Annotated in this window: 10 protein-coding genes; 7 read left to right on the top strand and 3 right to left on the bottom strand. The window is 46.1% G+C overall.

The window, feature by feature from the left end:
• Positions 1 to 128: 128 nt before the first annotated feature.
• Entirely contained in the window at positions 129 to 806 is a 678-nt protein-coding gene (locus tag B050_RS0110325; protein WP_018473843.1) for an SOS response-associated peptidase, read from the top strand.
• Here the strand turns inward: B050_RS0110325 and B050_RS0110320 are convergent.
• On the bottom strand, positions 803 to 1,615 hold the full coding sequence (locus tag B050_RS0110320; protein ID WP_018473842.1) for an XRE family transcriptional regulator: 813 nt from the start codon (positions 1,613 to 1,615) through the stop codon (positions 803 to 805). The genes B050_RS0110325 and B050_RS0110320 overlap by 4 nt on opposite strands.
• 70 nt (positions 1,616 to 1,685) lie before the next feature.
• Between B050_RS0110320 and dinB the strand changes: the two genes are divergently transcribed.
• Complete coding sequence (dinB, locus tag B050_RS0110315; protein ID WP_018473841.1) at positions 1,686 to 2,840, top strand: DNA polymerase IV; 1,155 nt, start codon at positions 1,686 to 1,688, stop codon at positions 2,838 to 2,840.
• A 4-nt stretch (positions 2,841 to 2,844) separates the two neighbouring features.
• The gene (locus tag B050_RS0110310) at positions 2,845 to 5,772 is read left to right on the top strand and encodes a DNA polymerase III subunit alpha (protein ID WP_018473840.1); all 2,928 of its coding nucleotides are present in this window, start codon (positions 2,845 to 2,847) and stop codon (positions 5,770 to 5,772) included.
• Between the two features lie 569 nt (positions 5,773 to 6,341).
• On the opposite strand, the gene B050_RS23625 is transcribed toward B050_RS0110310, so the two are convergent.
• Both B050_RS23625 and B050_RS0110300 read right to left on the bottom strand, forming a co-directional pair.
• Entirely contained in the window at positions 6,342 to 6,809 is a 468-nt protein-coding gene (locus B050_RS23625) for a hypothetical protein (protein WP_189458099.1), read from the bottom strand.
• A gap of 480 nt (positions 6,810 to 7,289) precedes the next feature.
• Positions 7,290 to 8,243, bottom strand: a complete 954-nt coding sequence (locus B050_RS0110300) for a fatty acid desaturase family protein (RefSeq protein WP_229802502.1) — start codon at positions 8,241 to 8,243, stop codon at positions 7,290 to 7,292.
• Positions 8,244 to 9,063: 820 nt separating this feature from the next.
• On the opposite strand from B050_RS0110300, the gene B050_RS0110295 reads away from it, so the two are divergent.
• From B050_RS0110295 to B050_RS0110280, 4 genes are all read left to right on the top strand, one after another.
• Positions 9,064 to 12,765 (top strand): AraC family transcriptional regulator, encoded by a 3,702-nt coding sequence (locus tag B050_RS0110295; protein WP_169336252.1) that lies wholly within the window; start codon positions 9,064 to 9,066, stop codon positions 12,763 to 12,765.
• 193 nt (positions 12,766 to 12,958) lie between these two features.
• Positions 12,959 to 16,027 carry a SusC/RagA family TonB-linked outer membrane protein gene (locus B050_RS0110290; protein WP_018473836.1) on the top strand — a complete coding sequence of 1,023 codons (3,069 nt, stop codon included), beginning with the start codon at positions 12,959 to 12,961 and terminating at the stop codon, positions 16,025 to 16,027.
• Positions 16,028 to 16,048: 21 nt separating this feature from the next.
• Positions 16,049 to 17,629, top strand: a complete 1,581-nt coding sequence (locus B050_RS0110285) for a RagB/SusD family nutrient uptake outer membrane protein (RefSeq protein WP_026235788.1) — start codon at positions 16,049 to 16,051, stop codon at positions 17,627 to 17,629.
• 428 nt (positions 17,630 to 18,057) lie between these two features.
• A complete protein-coding gene (locus B050_RS0110280; protein ID WP_018473834.1) occupies positions 18,058 to 19,872 on the top strand; it encodes an alkaline phosphatase in 1,815 nt (604 codons plus the stop codon).
• Positions 19,873 to 20,581: the final 709 nt, after the last annotated feature.

Raw genomic sequence — 20,581 nt, 5'->3', positions numbered from 1 at the left:
AATGAGGCGGGATTAGTGCAGGGGAATAATTATCTTTACCTATAGTAATAAGGCGTAAATATTACCAGAATGATATGGTGTCAGTTGGGCTGAAGGGGCTGGATTAGTAATTTCTAAAGAGAAAAAAAATGTGTTATCACGTATCCTTAAATAAAGACATCAAAGTAGTGGAGAAGGAGTTTGGGAAGAAGGTGGATGCTCCTGAGCTATTCCAGACCGGCTACCACCTCAATGGCTTTGCTCAGCCTTACCTGCCGGTGCTGAGTACGCAGGATGCCACATCCATATCTATGTACCGATGGAAGTTGCTCCCACACTGGTTGAAATCTGAGTCGGACTGGAAAGCCAATACGCTCAATGCTAAGGGGGAGGAGCTTTTTGAGAAAGGCGCGTATAAGACGTATTGGCAGAATCGCTGTTTGGTGATATGCAATGGTTTTTTTGAGCCTCATCATCCTTCAGGCCAGAAGAAAGCCCAATCCTACTATGTGAAGCCCAAAGCGGGAGGGTTTTTCACGCTAGGAGCGGTCTATTCGGTGTGGAAGGATATTCCTACCTTTAGCATTATCACAGTGGCCGCCTCCCCTTTATTGGAGGAGATTCATAATGAAAAGAAGCGTATGCCACTGATTTTGGATGGAGATCGGGCTGATGCATGGCTTCTTCCTGATCTCAGCAAGACGGAAATGGCTGGTCTTATGACTCCCTATCCGGAGGATGATCGGCTGGAAGGCTTCCGCGTCATGGATGGGGTCACCAATTCACGGATAGACACCAATATCCCAGAGGTATTGGAGGCGCTTTAATTGCCAAATGCCCTTAGGCTTTGCAGCTGCGCCTTGATCTCCCGCACGTCTTTTCCGACTTGCTCTAGCGAGCTCATCGCCTCAGGGATGCTGTCGGTAAAATAACTATGAAATTTCCAGACTTCCAGTATATCCATCATGCTCACCTCATAGGCTTGGTACAGCGGGTTGAGCGATTCGAGCAATAGACTTCGCTCTGCGCTATTATTGGTCAGTAGCTTAAAGGTGATGCCTTCGTCCCGGGTGAGTACCACGCAGGGTGTTTGTTTCTTCAGGCTACTCCAGTCTTGCAAAAACTCCCCGATCACCAGGGCACCTTCAGGCACGGGCAACATGCTGTCCCCTTCGGTAGGGAACATACGGTATTTGCGATTGGGGTCCAGCTGAGGAAGGCTAAATACGGGGAGCTTGCTGATGAATCCGGGGTCGCTATATCCCGCAAGGTATCCGGCTTTGGCTTTGATGGGTACCAGTTCCACGTTTTCCTGATTGTCCGCATTGACGGTAGTGGCCAGGATCCGTATGTTTCCGCCTTTTAGATACACATCATTTCCTGCTTCCAGGTCCCTTATTTTTAGCTCGGAGAGCTTCGATAGATTCACTTTTATCAGGGTGTCAATGCTCATTTTGAAGAAGTCTGAAAACAAAATCATATCTGCCAAAGGAGGATTCTTCACATGACCGTTTTCATGAGTGTTTACTTTTGGGCGCGATATGTCCAACTTTTCTGCTAAGGCCATCTGGCTGATTTTCTTTCTGTTACGAAGAAATTTAATATTGGAAGACCAAAAAAAACTTGTATTGCTCATAATTTATTGGTAATATTTCGAACACAATAATGTTGTAATTGTTACCAATATTACTAAATAGTTCGGACAAATGAAAAGGAATGTGGTGCATTTTGATCTGGACACCTTCTTTGTAAGTGTGGCGAGGTTAGGGAACTCTGCGTTGGAAGGCAAGCCGGTGATCATCGGTGGCAATTCTGATCGGGGAGTGGTGGCCTCCTGCAGTTATGAAGCGAGGCGGTTTGGGGTGCACAGCGCCATGCCGATGAAGCTGGCGCGAAGGTTATGCCCTGGGGCGGAATACCTGCAGGGAGATATGGATAGTTATAGTTATCACAGTCGGGTGGTGACGGATATTATCCGTGAGCAAGTGCCTGTGGTGGAGAAGGCTTCCATTGACGAATTCTACCTTGACCTTACGGGAATGGATCGTTTTTTTGGCTGTAGCAAGTTTACAGCAGAGCTAAAGACGAGAATAATAAAGGAGTCGGGATTGCCTATCAGCTATGCCCTTGCCTCCAATAAACTAGTAAGTAAGGTGGCCACGGAAGATGCCAAGCCCAATGGGCAGATGGAGATTCCTTTTGGTGCCGAGAAGGGCTATCTGGCCCCTCTGTCCATAGAGCGTATGCCTGGAATAGGGCTGAAGACCTCCTCCTTGCTGCGGCGGATGGGGGTGGAGACGATTAAGCTGCTGTCGGAAATCCCCGAGCCCATGATGCATAATCTGCTCGGCAAGAGCGGAATCGGCCTTTCCCGTAAAGCCAATGGGAGGGACGAGTCCCCTGTGATTCCCTATTCGGAGCAGAAGAGCATAGGCAAGGAAGAGACGTTTGGTAATGATACCATTGATATGCAGTTTCTCAGTGGAGAACTGGTGCGGCTTACTGAGGGGGTGGCTTTTGCCTTGCGTAAGCAGCAGCGTCTCTGTGGCTGCATCACCGTCAAGCTTCGTTATGCGAATTTTGATACGGTCAGTAAGCAGTGTGTGCTGCCTTATACGGCCAATGATGATGTGTTATTGGCGAAGGCCAAAGAGCTATTTGCCAAGCTCTATGACCGTCGGATGCTGCTGCGCCTGATCGGGGTGAAGGTCAGCCATCTCGTGGGGGGCTATCAGCAGATCAATCTCTTTGAGGATACAGAGGAAAATGTCCGCCTTTATCAAGCAATGGATGCGATTAGGGCTAAGTATGGAGTCCAGGCGGTCAGCCGCGCAGTGGGGATGCACAAAGCTAGGAGGTGAAAAGATGTACCTGAATTGTAAGACGTATTTTAGTTATCGCTATGGGACTTTTGGCACTCAGGAGCTGGTGGATACTGCCGCTGCCAAGAGGGTAAAGGCCCTGGCTTTGACGAATGTCAATAGCACGGCGGACGCCTGGGATTTTGTGGATTTTTGCAGACAGGCAGGGATCAAGCCTATACTGGGAGCCGAAATCAGAAATGACCAGCAGTTGATGTATATACTATTGGCGAGAACTGATCAGGGGCTTATGCATATCAATCAGTTTATTTCGCAGCACCTGATAGATAAGAAGGATTTTCCCTCTAGGCCCTTGCTGGAGCAGGTTTGGGTGATCTATCCGCTGGGTAGGTATAAGCCGGAGCAGCTGGAAGCGTATGAGCTTATTGGTGTTCGTCAGGAGGAGTTGGTGAAGCTGTATGGTCAATCTCCCGAGAAACACCCTCGCAAATGGGTGGTCCTACAGCCTGTAACTTATCAAAATAAAACCTACTATAACCTGCATAAGATCCTCCGGGCAATTGACCTGAACACCCTTCTCTCCAAGCTGAATGCTGGTGATATGGCGGGTGAAAACGAGTTTTTTAAGGATAAACTGGAGCTTTGGAATGGTTTTTCGGAGTACGGTTTTATTCTTGAAAATACACTTCAAGTGATCAATAGCTGCGAAATATCCATGGCCTTGCATACGGATAAGAATAAGAAATTCTTCACCTCCTCCAAGGAGGACGACCGTATCTTGCTCGAGAAGCTGGCGATGGAGGGCCTGGAGGAGCGGTATGGCGCAGGGCATCGGCTGGCGAGAGAGCGGGTGATGAAGGAGTTGCGTATTATCCATGAGCTGAATTTCAGTGCTTATTTTCTCATTGTGCTGGATGTGGTGCGCTACGCGCAAAATCGAGGATTCTTCTATGTAGGAAGAGGCTCCGGAGCCAATTCCATCGTGGCATTTTGTCTGAAAATCACGGACGTGGATCCCATTAAGCTGGATTTATACTTCGAAAGATTCCTAAACCCTCATCGGACTTCTCCACCGGATTTTGATATGGACTTTAGCTGGCAAGACCGGGATGAGGTGATTGACTATATCTTTAAGCGATATGGGCGGGAGCATGTGGCCTTGCTGGGGATGTATTCTACTTTCCAAGGACGAGCGATTATCAGGGAGCTGGGTAAGGTGTTTGGACTTCCTAAGCCTGAGATTGATAATCTGGTCTTTCGACGCAAAGAGCAGTATCCTCCCGAAGATGGTATTCAGCGAGCCATTCTCCGCTATGGGGCCTTGATGGAGGACTTTCCCAATTACCAAAGTATTCATCCCGGAGGGATGCTGATCAGCGAAAAGCCCATTCATTCTTATACCGCCTTGGAGCGTCCCCCGAAGGGCTTCAATACGGCGCAGGTAGATATGTTTTTGGCCGAGAAGATTGGGCTCTTTAAGCTCGATATCCTCAGTCAGCGAGGCTTGGCCCATATCAAGGATGCGATTGGCTTGGTGAAGCAGAACAAGGGGGAGGAGGTGGATATCCGTCAGGTGGAGCGTTTTTTTACAGACCCAAAGGTGGCCGATCAGATCCGAAGAGCGGATACCATAGGCTGTTTTTATATCGAGAGCCCCGCCATGCGGCAGCTGCTTACCAAGCTGCGATGTGATGATTACCTGACCTTGGTGGCGGCCAGCTCGATCATCCGTCCGGGGGTGGCTCAGTCGGGGATGATGAAGCAGTATATAGAGCGGTTTCATCACCCTCATAAAATCACCTACCTGCATCCCAAAATGAAGGAGCTGCTGGAAGAAACTTACGGAGTGATGGTGTATCAGGAAGATGTGATCAAAGTAGCCCACCATTTTGCAGGTCTAGATATGGGAGAAGCGGATATCCTCCGCCGGGCGATGTCGGGAAAATACCGTTCGCATAATCGCTTTAAGTTGATAGAAGAGAAGTTCTTTGCCAACTGCAAGGGCTTGGGCTATCCAGAAGAGGTGTCCAGGGAAGTGTGGCGGCAGATTGAGTCCTTTGGGGGCTATTCCTTCTCCAAGGCCCACTCTGCCTCCTTTGCCGTGGAGAGCTACCAAAGCCTCTACCTGAAGACCTATTACCCCATGGAATTTATGGTGGCGGTGATTAATAATTTTGGAGGCTTCTATAAGACTTCCTTTTATTTTCATGAGCTCAAGAAGTCTGGGGCAAAGGTATTTCCACCTTGTGTGAATCAGGGACATTACCTGACCTCCATTTTAGGAGATGAGGTGATTACAGGATTCGTGCATGTGCAGAACTTGGAGCGTAAGACCATGGACAGGGTCCTGGGGGAGAGGGCTAAGAATGGGGGCTATCATGACCTGACTGATTTTATTGAGCGAACTCATATTGATGCGGAGCAGCTCAATCTACTGATCCGTGTGGGCGCGATGCGCTTTACGGGTATGGAGAAAAAGGAGCTGCTCTGGCATGCCAATTTTAGCAGAAAGAGAATGGACACCGTCCCGGTGATGCACAGCATGTTTCAGGAGGAAATGCCCGAATTTCAGTTGCCTGACTTTCCTAAAAGGCCTCTGGAGGACGCGATGGATGAGATAGAATTGATAGGATTCCCATTGGGGAGGCCTTTTGATCTGGTGGATGATGACCGCTCAGGGCTTACTTACGTGCGGCAGTTAGCCTCTCTGATTGGTAAGCAGGTGTGCTTATTGGGACAGTTGGTGACGACTAAGCCGGTGCGTACCATCAGGGGTGATACGATGGCTTTTGGGACTTTTCTGGATGAGGAAGGGGATTGGTTGGATACAGTGCACTTTCCGCCAGTATTGAAGAGGTATCCTATTCATGCTGGAGGTTTTTATAGAATTATGGGTAAGGTGGTGCAGGAGTTTGGCGTCTATTCCGTGGAAGTGCAGCAGCTTATTTCTGTAGGACTAAAAAAAGCCTGATGGTACTTTCGTGGAAAGTAAGAGTGCTGAGGCTGCTTATTATCTAGGCGGTAGGGGTATTTATTATTTATCACTTGTGGCTTGCAAGAGGCTTTTGCCATTCGCAAAGCCTTAGGCGGGCATAGGTCGGCTTTAATGATTGGTACAGCCAAGTTCCAAAAGAGGGATCAGTCCTAAAAGTTGGGGGGAGGTATTGGGCTAGGATTTACCAAACGAGTAAAATAAAAGAACGCCTTCACCAAGCCGGCACAATGGTATAGTGAGGTAGAAAACGCAGGTTAGAGATCATTCAACACCGTATCTAGAACCTTACAAAATCATTATACATCTATCCTTAACTTTTTGACGACCGTAGTACCAATGCCTCGACTGAGTCATTCATTGCAAAAATTAAGGCTTTTAGAGCACAATTTAGAGGCGTCACAAATATAGAATTCTTCCTATTTAGATTGTTAAAAAATTATGCTTGAACTACCTGTCCCCAGAAATTCAGACTGATCCCAAAAGAGGAGGAGTTAATAGGCACAAAAAAAAGCCCTTGCTTATGGTGGCAAGGGCTTTGGGTGTTTTTATTTGTCGGATTCGCCTTTAGACTCGTTGCGAGGCTCACTTTTAGGTTCGCCTTTAGATTCGCTACGAGAATCATTTCTGGATTCACCGCGAGACTCGCCTCTGGATTCGCTACGAGGCTCTCTAGGTTCTCTAGGCTCCCTCGAGTCTCTGGAGTCTCTGGAGTCTCCACGAGGCTCTCTAGAATCTCTAGAATCTCCACGAGATTCTCTGGATCCGCCACGGGAGTCATTTCGAGAATCTCCACGGTACCTGTTTTTAGGGCGTGCGTTATCTTTGGTTGTTGGCGGCTCAGGTGGGGTTTCGGATATATTTCCGAATTCATCCACATAAGCGGTCATATTGTCCAGACTCCCATCTTTTGGTTGAGCTTTACGGTGTAGTCGCTCTTCCATTTTTTCTTTTTTACGACGTTTTTTTAGCTCAGCCTTTTGCTTCTTGATAAATGCGTTTTGATTTTTTGCCATAGGTTTTCGTTTGTTTTTTCCCTTGTTTCACGATCGCCTGGAGGTTTTTGTACTGGTGAGTCTAGGGGACTCATGTGGATACATGCCTCTGTGAATGGCGGGGAGATGTTAATAAAAAGACGAATCTGGCTGTGGGTAGCTGGGTCAATTAACCAAGGCGAATAGGTCAGCTAGCTACAGGAAGGTGGTTCCGTCTGGGAGAAAGTAGATGCAGCATGAGTCATTGACTGGATGGCTGCAGCTCTGCCTAGGAAAGAAATATCAGGTAGAAGTTTGTATAAATTAGGCTAAAAAACAAGTTTTTTTTTATCTACACCCAAAATATACTTCAATATCAGCGTATGAAGAAGGATGTTTGGATTTTGATGTCTTGTAACCGATGAGATTGCTTCCATCAGTTTTAGCCAATTAGCTGCTTTTACAGCCTAATGAGATGACTTCTCCCTGCTTATTATTGCGTCAGCAGAGCCAGATGGAAGACTAGGTCTCCTGTGTATTACCCAATAAGTACAGCATATGGAAATGAGACTTTAGCGCATCCAAAAAGGTCCTTTTAGAATAATAAGGAATTTTGAATTCTGCCGCAGTTGCCTGTACGATTGGAGCAATTTTACGGTAATGGACATGACATATGTCCGGGAATAAATGGTGTTCCACTTGATAGTTGAGTCCTCCAATCATCCAAGAGAACAGCTTGCTCTTCTCAGAATAATTGCAAGTAGTAGAAAGCTGGTGAATAATACGCTCTCCTTCGACCATACCATCTTCGTCAGCCACCATAAATGCCACGTCCGGCATGATATGAGCGGTTTGGAAAATGAATGAGATACAAATACCAGTGATAAAATGAAGGATAAAAAATGCCAGGAATATCTGCCCAACACCAAAAGGACTCAATAGAATAGGTAAGCCTAAGGTGAAAGAGAAGTAAAGGATCTTCCAGGCAATGATTTTCAATACTGTTTTTTCAAAAACACGAGGACCTTTCAGTAGCCCCATATTATAATATCTCTTTAACCGGACAAAGTCCTTGGCCGTCACCCAAAAGATGGTCGATAAGCCGTAGAATATCCAAGTATATAAATGCTGATAGCTGTGCCAAGGGTGTTTTTTGGCATGCGGAGAAAATCTCAATACAAAGGGTACATTAATATCATCATCCGCCTCCGAGATATTCGTGTACGTATGATGCAGTACATTGTGTTGGATCTGCCAAACTGTGGCATTGGCGCCCACCATATTCAAGGTGTAACCAAGAAGCTTGTTGATCTTCTTATTTCTGGAGTAGGTGCCGTGGATCGCATCGTGCATGACTCCCATGCCGATACCCGCCATTCCAAATCCACTAAGTATAAAGCAGGTGTATAATTGCCAAGACTGTTGTGCCACTCCCGTAATCACAAGCATGATGGGGAGAAAATACAGTGTCAGCATAAAAATGGTCTTAATCACCATTTCGCGGTTAGCAAATTTCGAGCGCTGAGCGCTTTTAAAATAGGTGTTCACTCTGCTACGGAGTGTTCGGGAAAAATCAGATAATTCTGATTCTGTAAATCGGATTGTTTTGATAAATATTGCTATTTAAATTATAAAATGATTATCGTACGCTAAGGTTGGTTTATAAAAACCTATACGGTCTCATAACCGTCCTTTCGCTTTTTAAGTTCTATAGTCTTTGGAGAAGGAAATACTGGGGTGAGTGAAATGGATAAGCTAATCGTTACTTAAATTCTATTTTACTTGCCCTCTCGACGATTTCTTCCGGTCAAAGATAAGGAAAAAGCATGGTATTTTATGCCTGTTTCCTGATTATGCTTCGCTACCTGTGCTCGCCTATTTTTTGTTTATTTGAGCTAAGTGGTTTGAAATCAATCGCTTCGGCTTGGTGGGTTTATGATTGATACTCGCCGGAGCTATTGTTTGTGTCTCAAGAGCCTTCTGTTCAGGATTGTTTATTAGGCCTAAAGTTACAAAAAATATCCCCCCAAACCTACCTAATTATCTAATCTTAACCTTCACATTGCCTTTAGGCCTTATAGGAGGCACTTCTGGCCGAGAAGCTCGGAACTAGCACTGCGAATTAATTATTTGTTAACTCCTTTCTGCGCATTCACTGGCTTTCACTACATTATATTTGTACCTTAAACCACCCTAATACCCGATTAGATCGTTTTTTTTGATGAATATCGGTAAGCTTCCTGCCCCTAAAGCATTAGGAGGAACTCATCCGAAGATCAGTTTGCTGTTATTGAACATGAAAAATAGATATTTATTTTATGGCCTATGCATCGTGCTTGCTGGTTTGGCTTCGGACCTTTGGGCACAAAACCTAAAGTTCAAAACCTACCTCGTCGAAGATGGGCTTTCTAATAATTCGGTCAATAAAATCGTCAATGCCCAGGATGGAGGATTATGGATAGCCACCTGGGATGGACTCAATTATTTTGACGGCAAGCGATTTACCGTCTTTAGGAATGTGCCCGGTGATAGCAGTTCCCTGCCGGGGAATTTTATTACCGATATCCTCCTGGATCAGGAAGGGCAGATGTGGGTGCGCTCCAGCGAAGAAACCCTCAGCCTCAAGGGAGCAAAAGGCTTTACCAATTTCTCGCTGGGCTCCAATATACAGCGCTTAGGTCTGTCTCAATATGGCCAGGCAATGGCGCAGGTAAGAGACTCTATCCTGTCTTTTGAGGGTAATAAATGGGCCTATTGCAAAACCTGCTCTTTTACCGAACCCGAATCCGAGGGCTTAAATGCCCTATTGGAGCGGCAGGTGCCCGGGGTGGATATCCTCGACCAACATACCGATCGGTCGGGCAGAATATGGTACGCTACGCTCAGGCATGGCGTCTATGTGCTTTCCCCCGATTCAGGAAACGAATTTTATAGCTATCATCATGATGCTACAGACGCTTATAGCATTCGCAGTAATGAAATATATACCATAAATGAAGATGTATATGGCAATATATGGCTAGGGACGAAGGATGGTGGCATTAGCATGGCCCATCGCAATTCATCGGCCGTTTACTCGGTCTATCCGCATCCGGAAAAACAGCCTCAACTTCCCAATGAGACCCTCCGCGCACTTACCCAAGACCAATCAGGGCAGCTGTGGCTGGGCTTTTATAATAGTGGCTTGTTCCTGCGCAAGGCGGATTCCCCATTATTTAAGCGGTTTGACCTTCTTCAGGATGACTCTTCCTCTGACTGGAATAGGATCCGCAGCTTATATACCGATCGTGCAGGTACCGTATGGGTAGGTACTTATGCCGGGGTGCTGAGGATTAGTGCTCAGGGGAAGAAGACGTTCTTTACCCAAAAGGATACCCCGCATTTTGTGGCGGATAGAAATTATGATTTCTTCGAAGATAAGGCTAATAACTGCCTCTGGGTGGCCTGCTGGGGAGGCTTGTCTAAGTATAGCTACCTGAGCGAAAGTTTTGAAGCCTTCGAAGATCAGCGCTTATTTCAGGGCCTTCATATTCGACAGGTTTTATCCACTCGTAGCGGCTTATTTGTGGCCACCGAAAGAAATGGAGTGGCCATGTATGAGGCTGGGAAACTTACGTTTTTGGATGATTCCAATGGACTGTTAAACAATAGCGTATTCGCGCTCCAAGAGGACGAGCAGACCGGTAATATATGGATTGCCACCCTGGCAGGAGTGTCTGTGTATCACCCCATGCAGGGGATGATCACCCATATTAGGCAAGAAGAAGGCCTGCGTAGCCAGCTGGTGTATGGCCTCTTGCCGGATGAACAGCATATGTGGATATCTACCACCAATGGGATTTCCCGCATTAATCTGAAAGATTATACCCTGCATAACCTCGCACCTGATGAGGGCTGGCAAGGGGCAGAGTTTTCTGAAGGTGCCTTCTTCCGAAGTGAACTCGGTATGATGTTCTTCGGTGGGGTAAATGGGCTCAACTATTTTCATCCTCAGCGAATCGAGTTGGAGGACGAACTGCCTCGGCTAAGTTTACTCCTACCCGATACGGAGGAGCAGCTCTCAGGCCTTAATGCGGGGGAAATCGAGCTGGGCGTTAGAGCCGTGCAATTTAGTCGGTCCGACCAAAATCAAGTGCAGTTTAGGCTGCTGCCCGCCTCAGAACAATGGAGAGAAGTCCCTAGCGACGGCAGGATTATCTTCGAGGGGCTTTCTCCAGGAAGCTATACCCTAGAAGTAAGAAATTCCCTTGAGAGTCGCCCGGAAAACTACCTTCGACACAGCATTCTGATCCCTCGGCCGATATGGCATTCGCCCTTCCTATGGGTCGCACTCATGATGCTGGCCAGTGCCGCCCTGATCCTTTGGAGAACCAAGGCGGCCAAAAATGAACAGAAAATCCTTCAACGGAAAATTGAGGAACGTACCGCCTTGATCCAACAGCAAAAAGCAGAACTTCAGCAGATCAATGATCGGCTGGATGCTAAGAATAAGGAAATTAACGAACAGAAATCAGCCCTTCTGGACCTGCACCAAAGGCATCAGGACGCTGATTTCGAAATGGACAAGTTTAAAGCTTACGTCCTTGGGCAGTTTAAAATGCCCCTTACCGATCTGAAGGAGAACCTGGAGCTGCTGCGTGCCCATAGCAAAGCTGGCAAGGAGACGGTCATGGGCTTAGTGGAGCAAATGCTTACCCAGGTGAGAGATTGGGAGAAAATACAGAAAATGGAGCAGCTGGAATCTGGCGGTCCCTCGCTGACCCTGCTCCCCGAACTCATGGAAAGCATCTTCCAGAACTTCCAAAATCCACTGACCAAATATCATATCAGTTTCCGCGAAGAATACCAGCTCACCGGTGGATGGGTGGAGCTAGATGTTCTTAAATTCAAACTTTTTTGGCAATATCTGCTCCGGGAGGTGTTGAAATACCTGGAGTCCGGAGCGGCATTTGAAGTGAAAGCACATAGCGCCAACGCTGCCCTGCAGGTCGATCTCACCATCAATAGCTCCCTACTCGTCCATAATCTAGAGGAAATACTTCGGTACAGCCCTTATTTGAAATCTGCTTTTTCACTTCTTGAGAGCCTGTCCGGCAAGATTACCTATCGCCAAGAAGGAGGACAATTACTTATGGTCCAGCTGACCATCCCTTACCAGGAACTCGCCTCCCCAGACCAGCCCTTGCACGTGAGGCATTGGAAGCACCTCAACCTCGAAGAGCAGCTGGCTCCCGATAAGCATCATATAGTGCTGCTGGGAAAGAAATATGAGTCCGATAGCCTGGTGAATATTATCCATAATGAGGAGTTTGAGATCATCGTGGAAGAGGAAGTGCAGATGGTGATCTCAGCCATCAAAAATGCCTCTATTGATGCTTTGATTATTTATAATGAGAAAATGACCGGGACCATCCTCGAGCTAGTGGAAGCTGTCAGCCGTAAAGCCAAGGAAAAGGTGGAGATCCCTGTTTTTTATGTTTATGATACAGTCGAAGTCGGCTTCCAGGAGAAGCTTATCGATATGGGCGTGGAGAATTTTATCCAGCTTCCCGCAAGCAGCCGATTTATCCTGAAGAAAATCGGTGCCCAAATCGATAAAATAAAACGACTAAACGCAGAACGAAATATCTTTTCCCTCCTGCCAACAGAGGATTCCACCTATGCCAGCCCCAATGAGAAACTGGTCAAGGAAGGCTTGCAAATCATCAGAGACCATCTGGCGGATGGTAATTTTAAGGTGGAGCAACTTAGTGAGCAGATGGGCATCAGTAAAATTAAATGTTACCGTGGATTCAAAGAGGTCCTGGGTACCTCCCCTTCAGACCTGCTCGTAAGTCTGAGACTCGAAAAAGCCCAGAAACTTCTCCTTCAGCAAAAGATGAATATTTCCGAAGTGAGTTTTGCCTGTGGCTATAATGACCCGAAATACTTCAGCAAACTCTTCAAAAAGCACCTTGGACAATCTCCTAAGCACTTTCAGCACCCAGTAGAATTGTGAGGTTTTATTGGGGTCAAAATTATCATAATACTACCGGAATATTACGACATTGTTTCTGATGAATAAACACCCCAAATACGTTAAAAATGGAGGTTTATAGGTCAATATTGTCCACTAGTTTGAAATAATATTCCACCTTTTGGGGCAGGGATTGGGGTAGATTTGATACATCATTAATCAAAACCTACACCCAATGAAAAAAAGTTTTTACATTTTAATGGTGCTGAGTTTCTTCCTAATGGTCCAGGCAAATGCCCAGACTACTGTGCGAGGACTTGTACTCAGCAAATCGGATATGAATCCCGTTCCTGGTGCCACGATCATTCCAAATGGCAAACCTAATCAAGGTACCACCACGGATGTGCACGGTAAATTCTCTATAAAGGTCGAGGCTAATACCGGCAGCCTTACGGTTTCTTTTATAGGAATGGACTCTCAGACTATACCTTATGGGGGAGGAGCAGAGCTGACGATTTTATTGGAGGAATCGCTGAATGACCTCGATGAGGTGGTGATGATTGGTTATGGTACCTCCAAGCGCGAAAACCTGACCTCCTCTGTATCTTCTGTGACTGGTGTAGATCAGATTTCTTCCCGTCCTGTGGCCAACCTGAATGATTTCCTTCAAGGCAATGTACCTGGCGTCACGGTGATGCAGCAAGGTGGCGATCCTTCCCAGGAAGGCCTGGTGGTCATTCGGGGATATGGCTCTCTGGCAGATGAAAGACCCCTGACCGTGGTGGATGGGGTACCTTATTATGGACCTTCCATCAACCCAAATGATATCGAATCAGTATCCATCCTGAAAGATGCCGCCGCAGCCGCCATTTATGGTGCTCAAGCCGCCTCCGGGGTGATTGTTATCAAAACCAAAGATGGTGCTTTTGGCAAGCCTAAAGTGACCTTTGACTTGTATTCCGGCGTGCAGCGTGCGACGAATCTGCCCACTCCGCTGACCGCCCAGCAGCAAGCAAATGTGTATAACCTCGCCGCAGATAATGCAGGTGTAGATAGACAGGCCGCTCATAATGCCGATCTCAACCCCTGGGGACAGGTAAATAGAACCAATTGGATGGATGAGATCTTTAGAAATGCCGCCATCTATAGCGCCAATGTTAATGTGAGTGGAGCGGGAGAAAATGCCAATTATATGGCTTCTTTTGGCTACCTCGATAAGGATGGCCTGCTTCAGGGAACTGGCTTTACCCGATATAACCTCCGGCTAAAGGCGGATTTTTATCTTTCTGATAAGGTGACTGTTGGCGAAAATATCTACCTGTCAAAATCTAATGCTGTCGGTACCAACTCTTCCAGCTCTTACTCCGGAAGTATCATTAGTGCCCTTTATATGCCTTCGGCTGCCCCTGTTTATGATGAAAATGGTGCCTTTCACGGCGTGGTGCCTGCTGACCTGAGCCAGTTTGCCGGGACCTATGGCGATGTGTATAACCCAATGGGACTCCTGCTGAGGCCTACCGTCAATAATCCCGTGGTGAATATCAATACGAATACTTACCTCAACTATGAGATTATCCCCGGGTTGTCCTTCAGAAGTACCTTTAGCTATAATGTGATTAATACTGAAAATAAGCAGTTTAATCCTAGAATTCCAGAACTTGGACGTACCAATCTTCAAAACTATCTGTACCAAAGTCATTCCACTACCAACCGATGGATTTGGGATAACCAGGTGTCTTATCAGCGGATTTTTGGTAAACATGACCTGAATGTGACCGCCGTTTACTCCTCCCAATACACGAAGTATGATTATTATTCCCAGGAGGGTAGAGGCTTCAGCTCCGAGGAACCATTCAATCAGTATATGGGAAATGCCTCAGAGTTCCTGACTCCTCAGACGAGCGTCTATGAGGATGCGCTGACCTCGGCCATCGGTCGGGCAATGTATAACTATGACGAGCGCTATTTCCTTACCGCCAGTGTACGTAGAGATGAGACTTCTCGCCTAGCGAGAGAAAACCAATCGAGCTACTTTCCTTCCGTGTCTGGGGCTTGGAATATCTCGAATGAGAGCTTTTTCCAAAGTAAACTGATCAATAGTCTGAAGGTGAGGGCCTCTTGGGGCCAGATAGGGAATATTAATTCGGTAGGCTATTACTCTTTTGATGTGCCATTAGGTACTCAGACAGTGGTGCTCGGTGAGGGCGCCACCCTGGACTATAAGGCCGTATATGCGGGTCAGCAGTCTAACCCTGCCTTGAAATGGGAGACTTCAGAATCAACAAACTTCGGTTTGGATGCCTCATTCCTTGATGATAAACTGAGCCTGACCATGGATTATTATATCAAAACTACCAAAGGGATGATCCTCCCTGGCTTGGAAGACCTGCACCAAGGTACCTCTGCTGCTGACGTAAATGGGGGTGAAGTGAGAAACAGAGGGTTCGAATTCTCAGCCGGATACTTCAATAATTTCGGGGAATTGAGATTTGGTGCCCGAGGTAATTTCAGCATGCTGCATAACGAACTGGTCAATCTGGACGGGTATAATAAGAGTAATGTAGATTTCATCTCTCATACCGATAATGTCAGAAGTACCCTGGCTCCATACCGCTCAATGGTGGGACAGCCTCTATATGCTACTTATCTGGTTCCTTACCTTGGTATTTTCCAATCTCAGGAGGAAGTGGATTCCCATACGCAGGATGGTCAATTGATTCAGCCTAATGCTCAGCCTGGTGACTTCAAGTTTCAGGATGTCAATGGAGACGGACGGATCTCGGATGAAGACCGTATCTTCATGGATAGCTACTTACCCGACTTCACTTATGGCTTCAATTTCACCTTTGACTTCAAAGGATTTGATGCTTCCATGATCCTTCAAGGGGTGTCAGGAGTGAAGGTCTTTAATGGCTATAAATTCACTGCTCTGAATGCTTCTCAGTCGGGATATAATCTGGATAACCGCGTGCTGGATGCTTGGACTCCTGAGCATACCAATACCGATATCCCTAGAATATCCGCTAAGGATGACAATTTGAATTTCGGTACTAGCTCCAGCTGGTACTTGGAAGATGCCTCTTATCTCCGGATGAAAAACCTCACCATAGGATACACCTTCTCAGAGACCTTATTGCAAGGACTTGCCAAAGACAGCAGTTTGAGGGTTTATTTCTCCACCGAAAACCTCTTTACCATCACCAATTACAGCGGCATAGATCCGGAAGTAGGCGGCAAGGGCCTGGATGTGGGTAGATACCCACTTCCTCAGACTTTTACTGCCGGGCTGTCTCTTTCTCTGTAATCTCAAAAGCTAATGATCAAAATGAAAAATATACTCTATAAACTATCCACGGCGATGGTGCTCAGCTTGGGTACCCTCAGCAGTTGCTCCGATGATTTTACCAATTTGGATCCTCTAGGGAGTACTTCGTACGAAAACTTCTTCCAGACGGAGCAAGATGCCATAGAAGCAGCAAATAGCCTTTATTTCTATATGAAAGATGAAGACATGTTCTCCCGAGGCTTCTTCTGGTTTATCAATGCCTCTGATGATATGGTGACGGGGAGGATAAATTCCACTGCCGATAATATCAAAAACTTCAATATGACCGGTGATGAGGGATATACGTATTGGATGTATCCTCAAAGTTATAAAATCATCCGCCGCGCCAATGATATCCTGCTCAACGTTCCCGATATGGAAATCAGTGCTACCTTGAAAAATAGGATCCTCGGCGAAGCCTATTTTATGAGGGCCTTTCATTACTTCTGGATCGCCCATACGTATGGTGATGATGTCAGTGGTGGTGTGCCCATCGTGACAGAAGACAATATGTTTGACGATGCGGGGAGCTATAGCCGACCTTCTAGCGTTTCCGAAAATTACGCCCAGATTATCGAAGATCTTCAGAAGGCTTATGAGCTTCTTCCACTTTTTACAGAGTACTCCTCTGATGATTTGGGGCGGGCTCATAAGGATGCCGCTCTTGCCTATATGGCCAAAACCTTTCTGTACTGGGCCGAATATGACCCTTCCAAATATGCAGACGTGGTCACCTACGCGGATGCCGTGACCAACTCTGGCTCAGGAAGAAGCCTATATGATACAGATCAGCCGGAATTGGATTTTCGCTTGCTTCACAGTCACCGCAATAACTGGGGCCCTGAATATATCTGGTCCGTGGTTTCCGGAGTAAATGACGGAAGCAAATTGCCAGGGGTAGCCCTTGAAAATAAGGGCTGGGGTAAGTACAATGGCTGGGGCTACTATATGCCTACCAATGGCCTCTATGAGGAATATGAAGAAGAGGATATCCGTCGCTCAGTTACCCTACTTAAATTTGGAGATGAATTTAAGTTTTTTGGAGAAGATAGAAGGTATCAGTCCGAAAACTCCCTGTCGGGATTGCAGTTCAATAAATATATGTATGAGTACCAATTCGAAGATGCTATAGGTACCTATGTCAATTCGAACGGGAATAACCCGGGGACAATTTATAATGTACCCTTGATGCGCTATGCGGAGGTCTTACTGATGAAGTCCGAAGCACTCATTATGCAGGGACTGAATGGCGATGAACCGATCAATAGGGTGCGTGACCGTGCTGGCCTACCACCAGTGTCCAATGCGACTATGGATGACCTGAAACACGAGCGCCGGGTGGAGCTTGCGGGAGAATTTGCCAACAGACACTTTGACCTCGTTAGATGGGGAGATGCGGAGGAAGCTTACGCCCAGCCTCTTTATGGCCGTATCCATACCGATCGCTCCAATCCTGACTCTCCTTTCAATGTCAGCATAATCTGGCCTGCCAGGGATTTTGATCCTGCTACCATGGGAGTATGGCCTATCCCAAATCAGGTGGTCAATTCCTCTGGAATAGCTCAAAACAAGGGATGGTAATCCTTCACACTTTCTTATTTTGAGATAGTATAAAGTGGCTGCCTTATTTGTGCTTTCCCCCTCTTGTTTGCGGGTGGAAAGTCACCTAAAAGGCAGCCGCTTTCCTGTTTTCTCCATACCTTGATATTATGATTCTTTAGCCCCTGGGGCAATGACAATCTCCGGAATCCAGGCCATTATTCTGTAGAGTGGGAGGATTTCTGACTAGTATTGAATTTTACCTTTAGATAAGCACCTGTAGCAGGTTACATTACTATAATGATGTGCGGAGTAGAGGGAATGGCAGGCTGCTCAGTACTATTGAGTCTTAGCATAAAAGCCGAACTACCTGATTTTAATTGGCTGTGATGGTCGGCTGATGCTTATTTGTAGTGGGAAGGGGTTAATGCTTCCTTTTTGTCTCTGGGTTTCCTTAAAACATAGATATTATGAATTTAAAAATTAATTTAATCCTTTCTTTTCTATTGTGTTCTTTCCATTTATTTGGTCAGGGCCAATTTGATTATCGCCTGCATTCGCATAATGATTACCTTCAGAAAGCTCCTTTCTGGACGGCATTGGCAAGTGGTGCTCACAGCATAGAGGTCGATGTGATCCTGCGAAATGGCAAGCTGATGGTGGCGCATGAACCGGAGACTATTAAGGAAGAATGGACTATCGAATCCTTATATCTCGACCCCATCCGCAAAGCCCAGGTTATGGGAATCGGAGCCTTGGATTTTCAATTATTGGTAGATATCAAGACCGAAGCCTATGCCAGTATGGAGGTCCTTCAGAAGTCCCTCGCCAATTATTCAGATATTCTTTCCACAGACCCCAGTCAGGGGGTGAGGGTGGTCGTCTCAGGTAGCCGACCTGCGGTAGAGGACTATGTCAGCTATCCTGCCTATATATGGTTTGATTATCAGCAGCTGGACTTAGATGATACCCTGCCTTGGGACAAAATCGCCATGGTCAGCCTTCCTTATAAGAGGGTATCCGTCTGGAATGGCAAGGGAAAAATAGTGGAAGAAGAGCAGCTGCGCATTGAAGAAATCAGAGATATGGTGCATGCTTATGATCGTCCGCTGCGCTTCTGGGGAGCCCCAGATAGCAAAACCGCCTGGAAGGCTTTTTATGATTTGAAGATAAATTATATCAATACAGACAGCCCTTATGAGGCCAGTCAATACCTGAAAAGCCTCCCCCAAAATGTGGTCAGAGGTAAGAGGTCCCATGAGATATATACCCCTGATTTTATGGAAGATGGGAAACCTGAACCGATCAGGCAGGTGATCCTCATGATTGGGGATGGCAATGGCCTCGCCCAAATCTCCGCCGCTCTCTATGGCCATGGAGGTCAGCTAAACCTCTCTCAGCTAAAGCATATAGGGCTGCTCAAGACACAGTCGGCGGATGATTTTACCACCGATTCTGCTGCGGGAGCCACCGCGCTAGCCACTGGGACGAAGGCAAATAATAGAGCCATAGGTTTTTCTCCGGATGGCAAAGCCCTAATGAACCTGCCTGAGCGCATCGTGGACTTTGGGTATAGGTCGGGAATAGTCACCACAGACCATATGACTGGAGCTTCGCCAGCTTCTTTCTATGCCCACCGACAGGATCGGGATATGATCCTGCCGATAGCCGACGATTTGAGTAAAAGTGTTTTGGATCTTATTATTGGAGCTGGAAAAAATGATTTTCTTACCCTTGATAATGATTATATCAAACCACTAGAGCAGGCTGGCTTTCACTTTGCTAGTAGCCTAGACGCCCTGGCCATTTCCCGCGATGAGCGCGTGGGGTATTTCGCTAGCAATCAAGGCTTACCCACGGTAGAGAAAGGTAGAGAAGGTTTCCTGGCTAGAGCTACCACCAGCGCCCTAGCATTCTTTAGTCAAAAAGATCAGCCTTTCTTTTTGATGGTGGAGGGAGCGATGATCGATACTGGCGGACATTGGAATAGCGCTTCCACAGTGGTGGAGGAGGGAATAGACTTTGATGAAGCCATAGGGGTGGTGCTCCGGTATGCCGATGAGCATCCAGGGACTTTGGTCCTGATCACCGCCGATCATGAAACAGGAGGGATTACCCTTCCCCAAGGCAATACCTCCCGAAATGAAGTAGAATTGAATTTTGACACCGAAGATCACACCGGCATTATGGTACCCATTTTTGCTTATGGTCCCCATGCCAATCTCTTCACTGGAATATATGAGAACACCGAGGTATTTCATAAGCTTATAGAACTGATGAAATAATAAGGATGGTTTTCTGAAGTAGAATAACCTGATTATTAGTGTGTGGATATTGTTCTTATCCCATTTCGCATATGCTTCTAAAGTGGACTGGCCTTCAATAGCCCCTGCTTATAATAGCACTAAGGTCCATTATTTCCAAGAAACCTAGCCCTCGACTTCGATTCGATCAGGCTAGGTTTTTTTATTTCATAGAAGTAATACTATTGACAGGTTTGAATTGATTTTTTTTCCTCTTTATCGAGTGAAATTTTAGAATGGGCTATTCAGATCAGTATTAAATAATTGTTGACGAACTGATGGTTAGAGGAAAACTGGGGGAGTTTAAAATCGGACAGAGCTCTGTTCCGTTCGCATCACATTTGTTAAATTGAGTAAATTGTATTTATAATATGGAAAAAGTAATATAATGATAGGTGAATTTTACTTTTTTTAAAAAATATATGATTTTTTATATTTATTTTCTTGATTCGTTTAGCTATCTTTTATATAGATAATTGCAATTAAGAATAGCAAACCCAAATTTAGAGATCCATATCAAAATCAAATTGTTTTGATAATCACCAATCGTTTTTGCGCAAACCATTTACCAGAATGAGGTCAATGTACTATTAAATTCAGGATTTCAAAGGTGAAATTAAGTATATTCCAATTTGAGGTATTTATAGTAAATGGCGAAGTAAAAGCAGGACCCTATTTGCTTTTTACCAAT

It is taken from the genome of Echinicola pacifica DSM 19836, assembly GCF_000373245.1.
GTDB classification, from domain to species: Bacteria; Bacteroidota; Bacteroidia; order Cytophagales; family Cyclobacteriaceae; genus Echinicola; species Echinicola pacifica.
This window is presented reverse-complemented; position numbering and strand designations above follow the sequence as displayed.

What these genes read in the sequence shown, in the direction of transcription:
- B050_RS0110325 (WP_018473843.1), top strand. Translation starts at nt 129, where the DNA reads ATGTGTTATCACGTATCCTTAAATAAAGACATCAAAGTAGTGGAGAAG.
- B050_RS0110320 (WP_018473842.1), bottom strand. Translation starts at nt 1,615, where the DNA reads ATGAGCAATACAAGTTTTTTTTGGTCTTCCAATATTAAATTTCTTCGT.
- dinB (WP_018473841.1), top strand. Translation starts at nt 1,686, where the DNA reads ATGAAAAGGAATGTGGTGCATTTTGATCTGGACACCTTCTTTGTAAGT.
- B050_RS0110310 (WP_018473840.1), top strand. Translation starts at nt 2,845, where the DNA reads ATGTACCTGAATTGTAAGACGTATTTTAGTTATCGCTATGGGACTTTT.
- B050_RS23625 (WP_189458099.1), bottom strand. Translation starts at nt 6,809, where the DNA reads ATGGCAAAAAATCAAAACGCATTTATCAAGAAGCAAAAGGCTGAGCTA.
- B050_RS0110300 (WP_229802502.1), bottom strand. Translation starts at nt 8,243, where the DNA reads ATGCTGACACTGTATTTTCTCCCCATCATGCTTGTGATTACGGGAGTG.
- B050_RS0110295 (WP_169336252.1), top strand. Translation starts at nt 9,064, where the DNA reads ATGAAAAATAGATATTTATTTTATGGCCTATGCATCGTGCTTGCTGGT.
- B050_RS0110290 (WP_018473836.1), top strand. Translation starts at nt 12,959, where the DNA reads ATGAAAAAAAGTTTTTACATTTTAATGGTGCTGAGTTTCTTCCTAATG.
- B050_RS0110285 (WP_026235788.1), top strand. Translation starts at nt 16,049, where the DNA reads ATGAAAAATATACTCTATAAACTATCCACGGCGATGGTGCTCAGCTTG.
- B050_RS0110280 (WP_018473834.1), top strand. Translation starts at nt 18,058, where the DNA reads ATGAATTTAAAAATTAATTTAATCCTTTCTTTTCTATTGTGTTCTTTC.